The 17,518-nt window shown below is 59.5% G+C and carries 13 protein-coding genes and 1 pseudogene; 6 read left to right on the top strand and 8 right to left on the bottom strand.

Annotated features, from left to right (window positions below; translation table 11 throughout):
* The first annotated feature begins 120 nt into the window (after positions 1-120).
* From QZM35_RS02160 to QZM35_RS02150, 3 genes are all read left to right on the top strand, one after another.
* On the top strand, positions 121-1,032 hold the full coding sequence (locus QZM35_RS02160) for a LysR substrate-binding domain-containing protein (protein ID WP_301775319.1): 912 nt from the start codon (positions 121-123) through the stop codon (positions 1,030-1,032).
* Between the two features lie 128 nt (positions 1,033-1,160).
* On the top strand, positions 1,161-2,477 hold the full coding sequence (locus QZM35_RS02155) for an MFS transporter (protein WP_301775318.1): 1,317 nt from the start codon (positions 1,161-1,163) through the stop codon (positions 2,475-2,477).
* A 12-nt stretch (positions 2,478-2,489) separates the two neighbouring features.
* Entirely contained in the window at positions 2,490-3,725 is a 1,236-nt protein-coding gene (locus QZM35_RS02150) for an amidohydrolase family protein (protein WP_301775317.1), read from the top strand.
* Positions 3,726-3,886: 161 nt separating this feature from the next.
* Here QZM35_RS02150 and QZM35_RS02145 read toward each other — a convergent pair whose 3' ends face one another.
* A complete protein-coding gene (locus tag QZM35_RS02145; protein ID WP_301775316.1) occupies positions 3,887-4,174 on the bottom strand; it encodes a hypothetical protein in 288 nt (95 codons plus the stop codon).
* A gap of 1,381 nt (positions 4,175-5,555) precedes the next feature.
* Between QZM35_RS02145 and QZM35_RS02140 the strand changes: the two genes are divergently transcribed.
* Both QZM35_RS02140 and QZM35_RS02135 read left to right on the top strand, forming a co-directional pair.
* On the top strand, positions 5,556-5,816 hold the full coding sequence (locus QZM35_RS02140; RefSeq protein ID WP_301775315.1) for a hypothetical protein: 261 nt from the start codon (positions 5,556-5,558) through the stop codon (positions 5,814-5,816).
* The gene (locus tag QZM35_RS02135) at positions 5,813-6,574 is read left to right on the top strand and encodes a hypothetical protein (RefSeq protein WP_301775314.1); all 762 of its coding nucleotides are present in this window, start codon (positions 5,813-5,815) and stop codon (positions 6,572-6,574) included. Before QZM35_RS02140 ends, QZM35_RS02135 begins: the two co-directional genes overlap by 4 nt.
* On the opposite strand, the pseudogene QZM35_RS38135 reads toward QZM35_RS02135, so the two are convergent.
* A pseudogene (locus tag QZM35_RS38135) lies at positions 6,521-6,745 on the bottom strand (hypothetical protein); the annotation flags it as partial. The gene QZM35_RS02135 and the pseudogene QZM35_RS38135 sit on opposite strands and share 54 nt — an antisense overlap.
* Before the next feature lie 104 nt (positions 6,746-6,849).
* On the opposite strand from QZM35_RS38135, the gene QZM35_RS02130 reads away from it, so the two are divergent.
* Positions 6,850-7,809 (top strand): helix-turn-helix domain-containing protein, encoded by a 960-nt coding sequence (locus tag QZM35_RS02130; protein ID WP_301775313.1) that lies wholly within the window; start codon positions 6,850-6,852, stop codon positions 7,807-7,809.
* A 358-nt stretch (positions 7,810-8,167) separates the two neighbouring features.
* Here QZM35_RS02130 and QZM35_RS02125 read toward each other — a convergent pair whose 3' ends face one another.
* The 6 genes from QZM35_RS02125 to QZM35_RS02100 form a co-directional block, all read right to left on the bottom strand.
* Positions 8,168-11,260 (bottom strand): TrlF family AAA-like ATPase, encoded by a 3,093-nt coding sequence (locus QZM35_RS02125; protein ID WP_301775312.1) that lies wholly within the window; start codon positions 11,258-11,260, stop codon positions 8,168-8,170.
* 385 nt (positions 11,261-11,645) lie between these two features.
* The gene (locus QZM35_RS02120; protein ID WP_301775311.1) at positions 11,646-12,434 is read right to left on the bottom strand and encodes a hypothetical protein; all 789 of its coding nucleotides are present in this window, start codon (positions 12,432-12,434) and stop codon (positions 11,646-11,648) included.
* 105 nt (positions 12,435-12,539) lie between these two features.
* Positions 12,540-14,402 (bottom strand): methyl-accepting chemotaxis protein, encoded by a 1,863-nt coding sequence (locus tag QZM35_RS02115; RefSeq protein WP_089497503.1) that lies wholly within the window; start codon positions 14,400-14,402, stop codon positions 12,540-12,542.
* A 169-nt stretch (positions 14,403-14,571) separates the two neighbouring features.
* Positions 14,572-15,246 carry an OmpA family protein gene (locus QZM35_RS02110; RefSeq protein ID WP_174975840.1) on the bottom strand — a complete coding sequence of 225 codons (675 nt, stop codon included), beginning with the start codon at positions 15,244-15,246 and terminating at the stop codon, positions 14,572-14,574.
* Positions 15,247-15,285: 39 nt separating this feature from the next.
* The gene (locus QZM35_RS02105) at positions 15,286-16,050 is read right to left on the bottom strand and encodes a flagellar motor protein (RefSeq protein WP_174975841.1); all 765 of its coding nucleotides are present in this window, start codon (positions 16,048-16,050) and stop codon (positions 15,286-15,288) included.
* Positions 16,051-16,063: 13 nt separating this feature from the next.
* A complete protein-coding gene (locus QZM35_RS02100) occupies positions 16,064-17,305 on the bottom strand; it encodes a cyclic nucleotide-binding domain-containing protein (protein ID WP_301775310.1) in 1,242 nt (413 codons plus the stop codon).
* Positions 17,306-17,518: the final 213 nt, after the last annotated feature.

Here is a 17,518-nt window from a genome sequence, read left to right as displayed (position 1 = left end):
GAGTGTGTTGTGCGGTCAATCTTCGCATGAATACGGCGGCTGGCGGCGCCCTGCTTCCTTGTGATTTCCTTTCGATCCGCTCGTATCATATCGGCAGCCTCCTCGACCTCCCAAGCTGCCATGCGCATCACGCCCCTGCCGCCCCTTCAGTGCCTCATCGCGTTCGAAGCCGCCGTGCGGCATGCGAGCTTCACGCGTGCGGCCGCCGAGCTGCACCTGACCCAAAGCGCGATCAGCCGGCAGATCCAGCAGCTCGAGGAATTCCTCGGCCGCTCGCTGTTCGTGCGCGAACATCGTTCACTGCGGCTGACGATCGCCGGCGAGCAATACGCAGCGCAGGTGCACCATCTCCTCACGCAATGCGCGGAAGCCACGCACGATGTGATGAAGCCCTACGGCGATCTCGAACTGACGATTGCGTGCTCGTCCGGTGTGGCGTTGCTGTGGCTCACGCCACGCCTGCCCGAGTTTCGCGCCAACTATCCGGACATCAAGCTGCGGCTGATCGTGCGCGACGGGCTCGCGTCGATGTCGCCGGCGGAGTTCGACGTGGGTGTGTACTACGTGCGTCAGCAGGCGCCGGCCGAATACACCGCGCGTCGCCTGTTCGACGAGGAAGTGTTTCCTGTCTGCGCGCCGGGTTACCTGGCGGGCCGCACGCTCGCCGCGGCCGACCTCGCGAACGAGACGCTGCTGCGCCTCGAGGACGGGCAGCGTCAGTGGATGTCGTGGTCCGAATGGTTCGACCAGAACGACATCGACCGGCAGAAGGCACAGCCGCAGGACATCACCATCAACTCGTATCCGCAGATCGTGCAGATGACGATTCTCGGCCAGGGCGTGTCGCTCGGCTGGCGCTACATGATCGACGCCTGCATCGAGGCCGGGCTACTCGTGCGCGTGACGGAAGCATCTGCGAGCCACGGCGGTGGCTACTACGTGATCTCGCCGAACGACCGCGCGCAGAACCAGGCCGCGCGCCTGTTCACACGCTGGCTGTTCGAACAGGCGGAGAAACAGACCGCGCCCTGATCGCGATGCATGCGCCCAGCGCATGCGTGCATGCAAATCTTTCGTTTCAGAAAAAAATCGCGCTGTCCTTAGCATGGGTTCACGCGGGGCAGCCGTCCCGTCTTCTGATTCCGATAGAGGAAGAGACCATGCAAGGAACGCTTTCCCCGCGCGCCGCGCCTGCCGTCGATGCGGCAGTGCAGCAGCGCCGCCGCGCCATCGTCGCGACCGTGATCGGCAATGGTCTCGAATGGTTCGATTTCACCGTCTACAGCTTCTTCGCGGTCATCACCGCGAAACTGTTCTTTCCGACCGGCAACGAACTGACGTCCGTGCTGCTGACCGTCGCGACGTTCGGCGTCGGCTTCTTCATGCGGCCCGTCGGCGGCATCGTGCTCGGCATCTACGCCGACAAGGTCGGGCGCAAGGCCGCGCTGTCGCTCACCATTCTCATGATGGCCGCCGGCACCGCGCTCATCGGCCTCGCGCCGACCTACGAACAGGCCGGCATCGCCGCACCGCTGCTGATCGTCGTCGCGCGGCTGCTGCAAGGTTTCTCGGCCGGCGGCGAGATGGGCGGCGCCACCGCGTTCCTCACCGAATACGCGCCGCCGGAGAAGCGCGCGTACTACTCGAGCTGGATCCAGTCGAGCATCGGCTTCGCCGTGCTGATCGGCGCCGCGACCGGCACCTTCGTCACGACGTCGCTCGACGCGCAGGCGCTGCATAGCTGGGGCTGGCGTCTGCCGTTCCTGCTGGGGATCATCGTCGGGCCCGTCGGCTACTACATCCGCAGCCATATCGACGAGACGCCCGCATTCAGCGCCGTCGAAGCGCAGGCGAAAGAAAGCTCGCCGCTGAAGGAAGTGCTGTCCACCTACCCGCGCGAGACGTTCGCGAGCTTTTCGATGGTCATTCTGTGGACCGTCTGCACCTACGTGCTGCTCTTCTATATGCCGACGTATTCCGTGCGCACGCTGCACCTGCCGCAATCGACCGGCTTCGTGGCCGGCATGGTCGGCGGGCTGATGATCATGTGCTGCTCGCCGATCGTCGGCCGGCTCGCCGACGTGTGGGGACGGCGCGTGTTCCTGTCCGGATCGGCGCTGGCCATCTTCGTGCTCGCGTGGCCGATGTTCGCGTGGATCAACCATGCGCCCGGGTTCACGTCGCTGATCGTGTTCCAGGCCGTGTTCGGCGTGCTGATCGCGACCTACACGGGGCCGATCCTCGCGGCGTTCGCCGAACTGTTCCCGACCAAGGTGCTGTCGACCGGGCTGTCCGTCGCGTACAACTTCGCGGTCACGATCTTCGGCGGCTTCGCGCCGTTCCTGATCACGTGGCTCATCGCCCGCACCGGCAGCAACATGGCGCCGGCTTTCTACGTGACGCTCGCGGCGGCTGTCAGCTTCATCGGCACGCGCTTCGTGAAGGACGCCAAGCGTGGCGCTGCCGTCAATCGATAAGGATCTCTATCCATGACCATTACCGTGCTTCAAGGCGGCAACGTACTCGATCTCGAACGGGGCGTGCTGCTCGAACATCATCATGTCGTGATCGACGGCGACCGGATCGTCGAAATCACCGATCGGCCGGTGGATTTGCCGAATGCGCAGGTGATCGACGTGCGCGGCAAGACCGTGATGCCGGGGTTCATCGATTGCCATGTGCATGTGCTGGCTTCGAATGCGAATCTCGGTGTGAACGCGACGCAGCCGAATATTCTTGCGGCAATTCGGTCGTTGCCGATTCTCGATGCGATGTTGTCGCGTGGGTTTACCAGCGTGCGGGATGCTGGGGGCGCGGACTGGAGCTTGATGCAGGCGGTCGAAACCGGGCTGGTGTCGGGGCCGCGGATTTTTCCGTCGGGAAAGGCGTTGTCGCAGACCGGCGGGCATGGGGACTTTCGGCCTCGCGGGGACTTGCTGGAGCCTTGTTCTTGCTGCTTCAGGACGGGGGCGATTGCGCGGGTGGTGGATGGGGTCGAAGGTGTGCGGCTCGCCGTGCGTGAAGAGATTCAGAAAGGCGCGACGCAGATCAAGATCATGGCGTCAGGCGGCGTGGCGTCGCCGACCGACCCGATTGCGAACACGCAGTATTCCGAGGACGAGATTCGGGCCATCGTGGATGAAGCCGAGGCCGCGAATACTTATGTGATGGCGCACGCGTATACGGCGCGGGCAATTGCGCGGGCGGTGCGCTGTGGGGTTAGGACGATCGAGCATGGGAATCTTGTGGATGAGGCTGCGGCGAAGCTGATGCACGAGCATGGCGCGTTTGTCGTGCCCACGCTTGTCACTTATGACGCGCTGGCCAAACACGGCGCGGAGTTCGGGATGCCGCCGGATTCGGTGGCAAAGGTGGCTTCCGTTCAGCAGAAAGGACGAGAATCTCTGGAAATCTATGCGAACGCCGGCGTGAAGATGGGGTTCGGGTCGGATCTGCTCGGGGAAATGCACGCGTTTCAAAGCGGAGAGTTTCGGATTCGGGCGGAGGTGCTGGGGAATCTGGAAGCGCTTAGGTCGGCGACGACCGTGGCGGCGGAGATCGTCAATATGCCGGGACAGCTGGGGGTGGTGGCGGCGGGAGCGATCGCGGATCTGGTCGTGCTCGATGGGAATCCGCTTGAGGATATTGAGGTGGTGGCCGGTCGGGGGGAGCGTGTTGAATATGTGTTGCAGCGGGGGAAGGTCGTGAAGGTGCGGGCGAGTTAGGGTTCGCGGTTGCGCGGGTCCCTCCGCATACAGCGGTCGTGACAATCGTTAAAGGTGAGCATCGACACGGACACGGCGCACACAATAGCGCCCGCTCTCAGTTGTGTTCGCGCGGAAACAGCAATCCAACAGCAAGGGCCGCGCGAAGCGGCCCCTGCTGCTTATGCCTGTTCCTCTTCCTGGGCTGCCGCACCGTAAGGCTGCTCTCGCCAGTTCAGCGCGCTGTAGTCGGGCGTGATGATGACCTTTCGGAAATCAAAGTTGAACTCAAGATAGACGACATCACCCGGCTTGAATCCGAACATCTCGAAATGCAAGTCGATGGCGCGCATCCATGGCATGTACGGCTGGCCCTCCTGCGGAAGGTCAGGCTTGTTGTCGAGGATCAGCGCAACCTCGGGATACTGTTTGAGCTTCTTGGGACGTGACTTACTATTGGCCTTAGCCATTGCCGACTCCTTGGACGAGTTGGTGGTGGTCAGCGGGTCGTATGGGTTGCCGCCCATGCGGCCCGCGCTTCTTTGATGCCTTGGGTTTCCCCTTCTTTCTCCTTCTTCGCTGTGTCTTGTTGGGCAAGACGACTTACGGTCGACCATCGGTGCGAAGGGGACTGCTTCTACTCCCGATGACGAGAAGCAAGGCTTCAAGACCAGTGTAGTCGGGATGGCATCTCAGAAATGGAGGATTGAAGGGGATTGGCCGTTAGGTATAGGGAGGTGCGTGCCGTGCCTGATGCTTCAGGTCAGTGACTTAGAAGACTTGTACTCTACGGATCGCTAAGGATCGATCCCGAACTATTTCAATTGCGGGAAATACCTCGACCGCAACTCTTCTTAAGCCGTATGGCACCAGATCTTTGATGCTCGACGCGCGGATGGCGAACGGCCGCTTGTGGCCGTAGCCTTAAGGACTGAGTCGGGACACCAATCGTGCGCGGTTGCCGCCAATACCAATGTCGGTAAGCGGGCAGCGGCCACCCAGAGACGGGGCTGTCGTTCGTCATGATGGTAACGGCGATTATCGCAACTGAAGCGCGCGTCAATCCAATCGAACGATGGCATTACTGCTCAGTCCGCTATGGCTTGCTTATGTCACGTCGAAGCAGGAGCACCGCAGCCTGGCAATGGGTTGCGTGTCAGTCTCCGCGCGGTGCTAGCAACGAAGAAGCGGGAACTCGGTATCAGCGTGCCTGCTGGTCAACGCTAGCGCTAGCTCCACCGATCCATCGAACCGACTGGTTCAATTTTGGACGGCTTACGTCGTCGTTAGCGTAACTGACCTGATCGATGGTATCGAGCGCGTTCGGAAATCGAGACCTCGCCCAACGTCCTGAAGAACGACTCCCAGGTCGAAGAGCGCTCTAGTAACTCTCAGCCTAAAGTTCGTCGCTTGCATGCGCGATTCCGCATGCTCACTGTTCTGAGGTAGCGCAGTTTCCGCACCGACCATATTCTGCGGTTCCTTCTGCGCCAAGCGGGAGGCCTGGCCGCAAGCCTGCACTGTGTTTTTGGCTTTAACGTCTTTGCTATACTCCGTTATCGCTGACTTCCTAGGCACGCCAGCGAAGGCCTGCTGGTAAGATGAAGCCATAAAGCTGAAGCGATATTGCAGCTGCGGATCGAATAGACAAACGGCACTGAGTCTTCCTAAGCCCACTAGCTTGCGGGGGCGGAACCAGGGCATTGGTAAAACTGTAAGTAAACGCTGATGCTTCTAGACCCTAGATATATTTTTCCGGGCGCAGTAGTCGTCCTCAAGTTCCTTCTTAAGTTGTGGACTAATCAAGAGTCGAGCAAGGTCGACATCGTTAGGGCGCTCGTCGTGTTTCCTGTGGACGTGACATTTCTGTCACTCTCATTTCTCGCTGCGGCCTGCAGCAAATGGCAGGCGGCGAACCACTACCCCGCCTCAACCTATATGGTTCTTACCGCCGCAATCGTGTACATCGCCATAATAATTCTGACTTTGGCGCTCTCTAAAGAGTCAGATCGCGCCTACATCGCCGACAAAAGTAGGAAAGCGTTCTGGTTTGCTTTTCCCAGTTACGTTCTCGCCAGCCTGGCTCTCATTTTCGCGGTGATTCTTTTATGAAGTCTCTAGAACCGCTATTCACCTCAAGCAATCTGCTTGCCATCGTATCTACTGTGGTTTCGATAACTGCAGTCATGATGTCTGCGCTTATTGCCCTTATGGTGGCGACCCGTGATCGATCTAAGTCAAAGTACGACACGGATGCGCAGAGGGCCCAATTGTCGATGATGCGCGAAGCCTACGACAAAAAACTGTCCGAACTGACGGCACAATTGCTCGCGACCGAAACAAGATGGAGGGACGTCAACCATTTGCAGTTGTCTGCGCAAACAGCTCAAGACGAGTCCCTCACCCGGACGCGCCCGCAGCTTACGAAATTCCTCCAGAGCCTTGGCATTACCGATAATGACTTGGTCACTGATCCACGCCTTGTTTTTGTGCTTACACCTTTCGACGAAGCGCACGCACGTGAATTTCAGACCATAAAAGATATTTGTGCACGCGTAGGGTTCAATTGCGTTCGCGGTGACGAAGAGCAGGTTTTTGGAGACATCCTCCCACATATCATGCGCACGATGGTTCGTGCAAATGTGATTATAGCTAATATTGGATCAAGAAACCCGAACGTCTACTACGAACTGGGAATCGCACAGGCACTGGACAAGACGACAGTTCTGATTTCAAAGGCAGACTTCAAGCCCGCTTTTGATCTGCAATCTAGACGCATTGTATTTTTCAAAGATGAGAGGGAGTTGGAAACCAAGCTACTGGAAACATTCGCGAGAATGACTTCCCAGGGGATCCGAGCCGACCTCTGAGGGCAACTCGTTACACAAGAGTGTTGTTACCATCTCATCGCGCAACAAACGCATTGTTTCTGCTGCGATATGGACTTTCGCCAGTCCTTTCCACATACTTTCCGCGCCGTGTTCGCCGTTGCACCCGCGCCCGCGGAGTTTGCCTATAGGTGCGACCAGGCGCAATACTTCGTTAAGCTTAGGTTCTGCCGGCGTACGAGCTTATGTGAATAGGTAGCCGGGCGAACGTTCATGTGGATGTTCCGCCTGAGCCATATTTCCATGTGAGAGGTAACGTGTACGAAACCATCGATAAAATTTCTGCGCTTTTCGGGGTTGCGGGTGAGTCCTTGGACCTTGAATTCAAATCCGGTCGAGCCTATGCCGATATGACGAAGCAGGAACAAAGACGTGAGTTCGTGAAGGACGTCACAGGATTTGCCAATGCTGGCGGAGGCACGCTCATCATCGGCGTTGTGCAACAGAACGGCTTGGCTTCTCATTTTGAACCAGTCAGTATGGAGTCGCGTTTATCTGTCGATCAACTTACCTCAATCATCAGAGCGAACACCGATCCGGTTTTTCGTGGGTTTGAGATTCACGAAATCCAACACGTCGATGGTCGCGTGTTTGTCATCGAAATCATGCAAGGTCACACAGCGCATCAGAATCGCTTTGATCGGGCTTACTATCAGCGAATCGGCGCGACGGTTGACAAGATGTACGATTTTGCGATTCGTGACGTGATGAATCGCCGGACGCACCCCATCGTCGAAGCACATGTCGCGATAAGGCGCAGCGATACAAATGGCACACGCTACTACTACATACGACCATACCTGAAAAACGAGGGTGCAGTTACCGCGCGGCAGTGGCTTTTGCACCTCGATGTTCCGTATGGCGTGGAGTGTGGGCGCATTCATGCTGGAATTCCGATGCGGAAAATGGATTCAGCCATAAAGAGAAGCAAATTTCTATTTAATCGAATTGAATATAACTCCGCAGGAACAGGGAGTTACCCGCAATCAGGGCAGTTGATGCCTGGGCAGGAGATTGTTCTCGACAATCGAAACGCATTCGCCTCTCTTCATCTTAAAATCGACAGTGAAACCGCACGGTACTATCAGGATGAGAAGCCCGCTATTCATTGGACGTTATACACCGATGACGCACCGCCTCAACACCACTCTTATGACTTCAACACCTGGTTTTCTCGTGAGGAAGGTGATGACCTGAACTGGTCAACGACCGAATAGGCGCATGTAACGCGCTGCGCGCGAAACAGGTCTTCACCGGATTGATCTATTCACGCATTGCGAGACGTCATAGCAAGCTGCCTCAGTGGCAATTATCTGACAGCTGTAGTCGTTCGACCGTCTACTTCCATCGAAGCACGAAAGACTGCTCATGGCCGAACCCGATCAGTCAGCACCAGAGTAGCCCCCGGACTGGCCACTTCCGGCCCTAAGCGGAAGTTCGGCTGATCAAGGTCTATAGTGCAGCGGAAGCCATCAGGCGCAGTTGCTTAAACTGCGACCGACAACCGACATCAAACAGTCGTTTAGAGTGACCAATGACGGTGACTCCAAGGCTTAGCACACCAGCACATCGCCATCAAAGACCATACTTACGCTTCCGATTCTTAAAAGCTGGCTCGGTACCTTCAAGAATTTCAACGACTGTTCTCTTGATCACTGGTGACTCGATGCCGCCAGAAACATAGTTAAACGTGTTGGTCGTCTTGTCGCAGGTGGCGCATATGATCTGCTCGGCATCACAGACCACGGCCAAGTTCGGGTTGTGCGTCACCATGATGACTTGGCGTCGCTGCTTGGCTGCCTTGATGCATTTGACCAGCACCTTGAAAATAGTCTGGTTGTCCAGGTTCTCCTCGGGCTGGTCAATGATGATCGGGATGTCGTCCTTGTCTACAAGCAGGTAGAAAACCAGTAAGAGCAGCCCACGCTCGCCGGGCGAGAGCTGGCTGATCTCTTGCTGGTCGAATGTCAGCGAATACCTCGGCGCCAAATAGCTCATGCCGTAAAGGTAGTCGAGGATGTCTTGGGGCTCGCCGCCCTTCCGGAGTTGATCGACGATCCGCGTCTCGCGACCAGCGCCGGGCTCTCGCCGGTCGAAGTGCAGCATGTCGTCGACGGTCTCGAGGAATTGCAGCGTCGAGTCCACATTTCCGAAGTTGACCTCCTTGAGCAGCCCGCGCATGAGCTGATTACTCTCTTCCACGCCTGAGAAGCTGCCCCGCGACTGCCGATTGATGCGAGGGAAGAACTGCTCTTGGAAGTTTGACTCTTCAATGCGCACGTTGAAGTCCAATGGCAGGTGCATCTCCATCTGGGCTGCGGATTTGACGAACTGCTGCACCGGTTCATACAGCCGCCGGTATTCCTCGACGGTCTTGTCGATCTGCTCATGGACCGCCCTAGCCAGATCCACCCGACCCGCGCGCAGAGCGGCGAGCTTGTCGGGTAAGGCTCCCAAGGATTCAATCTCGGCCTTGAACCACTCAATCGACTGCGGCTTGTCCTTGTTGCCGACAAGCTCCTCTTTGGTCTGTTCCCACTTGGCGACCTGATCCTTGAAGATGATGAACAAGCGCTGCTTCTCGCCGAGCTTGCTCTTGATTTCAGCCATCGCCGTCTCGACCGCCTCGCGTCGCTTGGATAGTCCCGTGGGCTCCTGATTGGCAAGCGCCGCGTCCACGTTGGCAATCGACTCTTTGGTAGCCTTGACCAACGCGTCGATTTTCGTGGTGTCGATCTTCAACTCGACCACCTCGGATGCGTTCAAGTCCGCGCTGACTTCAGCCAGCATGGGAACCAGCTCAGCCACGAATTGATCGTAGACCTTCTTGTGGTTTGTGATCGCCTGGGCGACCCGGCTCAGGACTGCTTGACGCTTGGCGTCGGAGGCCTTCTTGTCACGGAGCAACCTCTCCTCTTCCCGCAGCTTTTTGAGCTCGTCCTCGAGCACCTGAATCTGCTCCGTGGCCGCCTTCGACTCTTCCTGCGCGACCTCTGACGCCGTGGGGTCTTCTACCTGGGCAGGTTTCGAGGCCACGAGGGAGTTGAACTCGGCGACCTTGGCGTCAAGTTGCTCTTGCAGCGTCTGCTTGAACTCCGGCGTGAGCCTGCGCTCCGCCTGCAAAATCTCCGCGTTTGCTTTCGAGATTTCCTTGATGACTTGCTCGCGAGCACTGTCGAACTCAGCGACCTTGAAGTCTAGTAGTTCGTCCATGGAGGCGTATCCCAGGCGGACTTCTTCTGGGACGTGCGTGTAGATGATCTTGCGCAATTCGGTGTCAAACGTCGCCGAGCCGCCGTCGCCGAGCTCATTGCACAGCGTCTCAAGGTAGCTTTGAGGCAAATACTTCACCCGCTCCACGCTGGTCTCGGACGGGTCTTGGTCTAGCGGACGCTCGGACTCGGTGCCGTCGCACCAGCCCAGCGCGCCGAGGAAGTGCTGCGCGAGCTTGTTTCTCGGATTGCGAAAGCGCGTGTCTTTAAGGAACGAGAAGCTCTTGAAGTTCTTGGTATCGCCGGCCAACGCGGCGATGTCTGCCATCGCGCTCTTGCCGCTGCCCTTGTTGCCAATGATGGCTACCAGGTCGTAGCTCAGCGGCATGTCCACGTTGAACCAAGTGTCGGCGAGCGTGGAGCCGGCCTTGCGGCCGATACGGATTTTGGAGGCGTATTTGGTGCGGTTGGCCTCGACCAGTAGGCGCTTGGGCGGCACGTCGCCGATGAAGACGCGGTCCTCGAACTCCGTGATGGCTTGAACGAGTCCGTCGAAGGTAGCGTCAGCCTTGATCCAGGTGAAGCAGTTGCCGACGCGATCCTTGTTCTCTGAGCTGCTTGGCGCATGAGCGTCGGAGCAATCGAGCAGCGTGGCCTTCACGTTGGACTCTGAGAGCTTCTTGCGGGCCGCGTCGTATGCGGCCGGATTGGCGGAGGCCGTGAAAACCAAGTCGGCCTGGTTGATAATGTTGCGCTTCTCTGCGATGGACTGGTCATCCCATTTGAGGTTGTCCCATTCCGTCTTGCCAACTGCGATCAGGTATTTGCCTGCGAAGTAGTGCTTGTCGAGCGCCTCAAGCACCTTTTCCAGGCTCACGCACAAGTTGTTAAAGCCCTCCTGCATAGGCGGGGCGTAACCCCCTCGTTTGTCAGGCGGCGCCGATTCTATGATCATCGTTCCAAGCTCGGACAAGCTGTCGCGGGTGATGACGCCTTTCCATTTTCCCTTCCAGTCGCTTGAGTCGGGGATCAGTTGGTAGCTTGGGGTCAGCGAATTGAGGAACTGCTGCTGGATGACCTCGGGGTCCATCGCGTCGAAGATGACGTGCAGGTTGATGCGGTTCCAGCCGGACTGCGAGTAGGTACCATCCTTCTCCTTCTTGACCACCCCGGCGAACTTGTCCAAGCGCAGCTCGATGACGGGCAGCAGCAGGTCGATGTTTTTGAGCCGGTTTTGCTCAAGCTTGGCTTTGCGTGCCCGCTCGTAGCCGTCTATGAAGATGTAGTCGTTGATGCCGATGGCCTTGAACTCGGGCGGCAGGGCCTCGAGGTCTTGAAGAAAAGCCTCCCACGCATCGTCTTGGCTGGCGCCGGGGTAGTTGTGGACGACCGACGACGGAGTGTGGACGTGCAAGTCCCACTTTTTCCAAGTCGAGCCGGCAGGATCATTCGTCATTGGAACCCCCTGAATTGTTGGCCGATGCAAGCTGTGGCTTCTTCCTAATGCAGCTGTTCTTTAAGGTGCCTGCGTCAATTGAATAGCAATTTGATGAACCTGAGCAAGAAGACTTCGGAGCCGGACACGTGAAGACCGACGGCATCAGGTCCTAACCTACGATTCCCCGCTGATACGTCAGTGGTTCACGCTCAACGTTGAGCGACCGGTTCCATTGGCCCAACCAAGACAAACGACCGATCGATCAGAATCAAAAGCCTCAGCTCAGCATCCTCGCAGCGAGCGGCAGCAAGCAGTCCAACGCGGACAATCGACCCCGCCTTTCCAACATCCGCATCCAAAACCGGACGGTCGTTCAACAAAGCTGGACAGAGACAGATGCTTCCTATTGAACAACGTCATTCAGCATTACTTGCGCCGCGGACACAAGCTGCGAATATCGCCTCTGCACAGGCAAACGCTTCGCGAAACATTCCTGTCGCTTCTCCTCATCCATCCGCCCCACCCCACAAGCCGCAATCCCCGGCACCTTTACCTCCCGCCAGAGGACATAAACCCTCTCCCCTTGCTTGACAGAGACCGCCAGCATATTCGGCCCCTCCGGCACCCCATCCTGGCTTTCCCCGAGCAGCATCGCCTTCACCACCGCATCGGCCGGCTTCCGCTTCACCGGCAACTCGGCAAACCGAAACGCCGCGGCATCATCTGCGAACACATCAGTATAGAAAGTCTCGTTGTCGAAGATAACGGCAACATCATCCGTGGACTTGATCCCCGCATCCGTCCTCTTCGCCCAATCCCTCAAAAGCGGAACCGTCGTGACCAGAAGACTCACCTTCCCGTCATCCGACTTCAAGAACAGCCCATTCGGCCCGGGCGCCATCCCATCATCGGGGACAACGCTTTGCACGTTACCCCCCGCCTTCGCGGAAAAGCCTCTCGCCCTAACCGTCCCGACAAGCTTAACCAACCGCGCATTTACCTCAGCGGTGTATTTCTTGTCCAGATCCGCCTGATCTTCCATCCGTGCCGCTGTAATCGCGTCGACGGCTTTCTTCCGATAGGCGAGATAAGAATCGGTAGGCGACGCAATCACCTTCGCCCCCACTGCAGCCGCAACCGCGACGAGCACCGCCGCCCCCACCCCGATCTTCCATTTGGAAATGCGTTTCATTTTTATAGACGTCACCAAATCCCGCGCAAACATGCAAAAACGGCTGCCGTAACCCCACGGCAGCCGTCCCTCAGAAACGCCTTATTCTAAATCGCGAATCAGACTTTACTCATCCACCTTGAAAGCCGACACCAGCCGGGTCAATTCCGCCGCCTGCTGCTTCAAGCTCGCTGCAGCCGCCGCGCTTTCTTCCACCAGCGCCGCATTCTGTTGCGTCATCTGATCGAGCGACTGCACTGCATCCCCGATCTGGTCGATACCGGCGCTCTGCTCCAGGCTCGCTTCAGCGATCTCGCTCATCATCGCGCTCACACCTTGAACCTGCGACACCACATCGCGCATCACCTTCCCGGCCTCACTCACCAGCCGCGACCCGGTATTCACCGTGCCCGCGCTATGCTCGATCAGCGTCTTGATCTCCTTCGCTGCCTGCGCGCTGCGCTGCGCCAGATTCCGCACCTCAGAAGCCACGACCGCAAACCCACGCCCCTGCTCCCCGGCCCGCGCCGCTTCAACAGCCGCATTCAGCGCAAGAATATTCGTCTGAAACGAAATACTGTCGATCATCACGATGATCTCGGAGATCCGCTGCGACGCGTCGCTGATCTCCTGCATCGTGGTCACGACTTCACCCACCACCTGCCCCCCGCGCGCCGCCGTATCGGCAGCGCCGTTGATCATCTTCGCGGCCGTCGTCGCCGTCTCGGTGTTGTTCCGCACCACGGCCGTGATCTCTTCCATCGACGAAGCCGTGCGCTCCAGGTTGCTCGACTGCCCTTCGGTGCGTTCGCTGAGGTCCGCATTCCCCGTCGCAATCTGCGCCGACCCGGTCGCAATCGACGAGGAAGCCGCCCGAATGCTGTGCACCAGCGTCGACAGCGACGACACGAACCGGTTGAACGCATCCGACAACTGCCCGATCTCGTCCTGGCTCTCGACCGTCATCCGGCGCGTGAGGTCACCCTGCCCGCTGGCGATCTCCGACAGCAGCGTCGCCGCGCGGCGGATCGGCGCGGCAATCGCACGCCCCACCAGCCAGATCACGAGCAGCGCGACACCCAGCCCCACCACCGCCGCAACCAGCGCCGCGCTACGAATCGCACGCGTCACCGGCCCGAGCAGCTCGGCCTGCGGCACCTCGACGACCACATACGCATTCAACTCCGGAATGAACGACGTCGCGATGAAGCGCGCACCGCCATCACCGTTGTAGCTCAGATACGCATAAGGTTGACCAGCCAGCAGCGTCGCCGACGCATCACCCGGCAACCCCTGCTGATCCTTCATGAAATGCTTGCCGTCGATCAGCGCCGTATCGCGATGCATCATGATCGCGCCGTCGGGACGCACGAGATACGCGAACCCGGTCTCGCCGATCCGGTAAGCAGCAATACCCTTCGCGAGCGCATCGACGGACAAGCTCATACAGGCCGCACCAATCGGCACACCATCAAGTTCAACACGGCTGTTGATGAACATCATGTAACCGCCGACCGTCACCTCGCGGTCCATGTTCACGTCGAACGCCTTGCCGGACGACAGGAAGCCGGTCAGCCACTGATCCTTGTCGGTCACCTTCCGCTGCAGGCCGGATTCGTTGTAGTAGTTGCCGCTCTTCACGGACACCCACTGCACCGACGCCGCCTTCTGCTCGTCCTTCACATTCTTCGCGAGCTGGATCCAGTTGCGCGTGCCGGCGTCGGGTTCGCCGTCGGCTTCCCATTGCAGCAGGAACGCATCGCGCGCGAGAATCCGCGACGCGGCGATCGGCCCGGCCATCTGCCGCTGCACGTCGGCGCGAATACCGTTCACGGCCGTCGGCAGCTCTTCGCGCACGACGCGATCGCGCACCGCGTTGCCGATCAGGCGGATGCTGAGTCCGCTAGAAATCGCGACGAACACGAGCAGGCAACTCGTCATGCTGAGAATCAGCTTGTTCTGTATGGAAAGCTTGCGCCAGAAATGCATGGGGAACCCTCGATAACCGCTCGGTCTGAGCCAGTTTGGGTTATCGGCATGCAAGCGCAGAACCGCATCGCTTATTTCACATGTTCATCATGCGAGATTCGTTATGTTGTTGTCAGGCGGACATATGAGGCCGCTTATAGATGCGCGAACAACGAAAATTCAGCGCGAATCAGTATGCAACGAAGATCGTGACACGCCGGTTGCGCGCCCGCGCGGACGCATCTTCCCCCGCGACGAGCGGCTGCGTATCGGCCCGCCCGATCGCCGCGAGCCGGTGCGGGGCGACGCCGCGCTCGGTCAGGTAGCGCACGACGCTCCCCGCGCGCGCCGACGACAGCTCCCAGTTCGATTCGTATTTCGCGTTCGCGATCGGCACGCTGTCGGTGTGCCCTTCGACGAGAATGTCGCCGGTCGCGTGATCGCTTAGCGCCCGCGCGATCTGGTTCAGCACGGGCGACGAATCGGGCAGCAGGCGCGCATCGCCGACGTTGAACAGGATCTTCGCGTCAATGCCAATCTCCACGCCATGCGGCGCTTTCACCAGCGAGATTCGGCCGTTCGACTTCAACGACTCGAGCAACGCGAGCCACGGCGGCGCGTGCTCCGGCGGCACGCCAGCAGCAGTGGATGCACTCGCCGCACTTTCAGCATGCCGCGCGAGCGTCTGGTATCGCGCATCGAGCGCGTTGTATTTCGCGAGCTGGAGCACGTACAACGCGAGAAACAGCACCATCAGCGTCGTGATGAGATCCGCGTACGAAATCAGCCAGCGGCCGGATTGCGCGCCTTCGAGTTCGTCGTCGTCGCGATCGGCAGCGGATGCACCGTCAGTTCGAGCAGTCATGCGGATGGAATTCCGGGTTCGTCATACGACACCCGCGCATCACGCGAGCGATTCAACCGCGCGCCCGCGCACGTCGCCGGTCAGGCGCGTCTCGATCGTATGCGGCGATTCCTTGCGTGAGATCGCGAGCAAGCCGTCGAGATACAGCTTGCGAAACCGCAGCTCGCTGTCGATCTGCGCGCGCAGCTTGCCGTAAAGCGGCAGGAACACGAGGTTCGCGAATGCCAGCCCGTACAGCGTCGCGATGAACGCGACCGCGATGCCCGGCCCGAGCTGTGCCGGTTCGAGAATATGGCTCGTCACCTGCACGAGCCCGAGCACCGATCCGAGAATGCCGAACGTCGGCGCATACCCGCCGGCCTGCTGCCACACGCGCGCGGCGGCGAGGCGGCTGCGTTCGTAGGCATCGAGTTCGCGCTGCAACGCATCTTCGAGCACGGCGGTCGACACACCGTTCGCCAGCAGTTCGAGCCCGCGGCGCGCAAACGGATGGATGCCGCTCACGTCCATCGACTCGAACGCGAGCAGCCCGTCGAGCTTCGCGCGGTCGCCCCATTCGAGCAGGTCGGACAGGTTCTTGCGATCGACCTCGCGCGCCCGCACGAACGCGAGCCGCAATTGCTTCACCGCGTCGAAGAAGCGCGCCCAGGTGTTCTGGATCATCACCGCGCCGAGCGTGCCGCCGAGCACGATGACAAGCGCCTCGAACTGGAACAGCATCGAGAAATGCCCGCCTTCCAGCGCGAAACCGAACACGATCGCCGCACCGCCCAACAGCACACCGGCCAGGGTCAACAGGTCCATGCGTGCCTCCTCGTCATGCGTCCGATGCCGATGCGACCGGCACCGTGCCCGCCGCCGGCGACTTCGCCGCGCGCACGGCATCCAGCACGCGCCGCTCGATGTCCTCGATCTCGACCGGATCGAGCTTGAGCTCGCGGCGCATCACCCACGACACCTCGTTGCGCCGCGCCTCGGTCATCACGGAGAACAGCTTGTCGGCCACCGCGCGATCGTCGAGATTCGCGATCAGCTTCGCGAGATCGTAGGTATCGAACGCGCTGATGACGTCGAACAGCGTGCGCTGGTCGATCGACACGAGATCCTCCAGCGCGCGCACCTCTCCACGTCGCGCGTTGCGTCGCGAGAAGTACGTCACGCCCTTCTGTTCGACGTAACTGAGCACCTTCGATTTGCGGAACGCGAACAACTCGTCTGCGATCTCGCCGTTCGACAGTTTGTTGAGCAGCATCGTCTTCTCGACACCGATCAGCGCTTCGAGATCGGCCAGTTCGATGAGTTCGAGTTCGCTGTTGATCGACAGGTCGAGATCGTGATCGGCCACCTGCTGCGCGCGATCGATCACGCGCGCGGCGTCGAACGTGACGACTTGGCGCGCATCCGACGACGCAGAATAATCGACCGCTCCGCCCGCATGGTCCGCCTGCGCGGCCTCGATCGTGACGAGATTGAGCTTCTCCATGCGTCGCAGCATCGCGAGCACGTGCGGCCGCGAGTGGCCGGCAATCGCGCGGCATTTGCGGATCACGTCGGCGAGCGGCACCGAGGTTTCGGCCGCATGGGCCTGCATCGGCCGGCGCGCCCAAGCGTCGCCGCCATCGCGCGCTTCGGCGCCCGCCATCAACGACAGCACATGCGCATACGACAGCACGCCCGGCATGAAGTCGGCATGGGTGTAGGTGGCGAGTTGGTCGTCCTTGCGCTTCACGCGGCGGATCATCGTTCGCACGATGTGACGCAGCAGCGCCGATACACGCTCGATTTCCTCGTCGAGCATGCCGGCCGGCACGACCGTCAGCTGACAGAATGAAAGTGCCTTCGCGGTATGAGCACGCGGCTCGGCTGCGAGCAGCGCCGATTCACCGAAGAACTCGCCGCGGCCGAGTGTCGCGACGACGACGCGCTTGTCCTCGCATCGCGTCGACAGCTCGACCTTGCCGTCGGTGATCAAGAAGATGACGGGCTCGCCCGCAAAACCCTCGGAGTAAATGATTTCCCCGGGCGCCGCTGTACGCGTCCACGATTGCTGACGATTCACGTCGATTCCCCTGCTGCGCTGATTTTTTCGGACTGCGCGTCACACGTCGAAAGCATGTGATCGCGAGTCATCCCCGTGACTCGTTTACGTCAGCGGGCTCAACATCCTTTAGGGAATTCGTCCTCGTTTCGAACCGAAATCAAGGTAAAACGTTTGCGAGTCGCGCCGCCACAGCGGAAAGTTCATTTCGATGCCTGCGCGTGTAGTGCAATT

The organism is Burkholderia sp. AU45274 (assembly GCF_030482505.1).
In the GTDB taxonomy this organism is placed as follows: Bacteria; Pseudomonadota; Gammaproteobacteria; order Burkholderiales; family Burkholderiaceae; genus Burkholderia.
This window is presented reverse-complemented; position numbering and strand designations above follow the sequence as displayed.

Coding starts and splice junctions, on each gene's coding strand:
- QZM35_RS02160 (WP_301775319.1), top strand. CDS start 121: ATGCGCATCACGCCCCTGCCGCCCCTTCAGTGCCTCATCGCGTTCGAA.
- QZM35_RS02155 (WP_301775318.1), top strand. CDS start 1,161: ATGCAAGGAACGCTTTCCCCGCGCGCCGCGCCTGCCGTCGATGCGGCA.
- QZM35_RS02150 (WP_301775317.1), top strand. CDS start 2,490: ATGACCATTACCGTGCTTCAAGGCGGCAACGTACTCGATCTCGAACGG.
- QZM35_RS02145 (WP_301775316.1), bottom strand. CDS start 4,174: ATGGCTAAGGCCAATAGTAAGTCACGTCCCAAGAAGCTCAAACAGTAT.
- QZM35_RS02135 (WP_301775314.1), top strand. CDS start 5,813: ATGAAGTCTCTAGAACCGCTATTCACCTCAAGCAATCTGCTTGCCATC.
- QZM35_RS02125 (WP_301775312.1), bottom strand. CDS start 11,260: ATGACGAATGATCCTGCCGGCTCGACTTGGAAAAAGTGGGACTTGCAC.
- QZM35_RS02120 (WP_301775311.1), bottom strand. CDS start 12,434: ATGAAACGCATTTCCAAATGGAAGATCGGGGTGGGGGCGGCGGTGCTC.
- QZM35_RS02115 (WP_089497503.1), bottom strand. CDS start 14,402: ATGCATTTCTGGCGCAAGCTTTCCATACAGAACAAGCTGATTCTCAGC.
- QZM35_RS02110 (WP_174975840.1), bottom strand. CDS start 15,246: ATGACTGCTCGAACTGACGGTGCATCCGCTGCCGATCGCGACGACGAC.
- QZM35_RS02105 (WP_174975841.1), bottom strand. CDS start 16,050: ATGGACCTGTTGACCCTGGCCGGTGTGCTGTTGGGCGGTGCGGCGATC.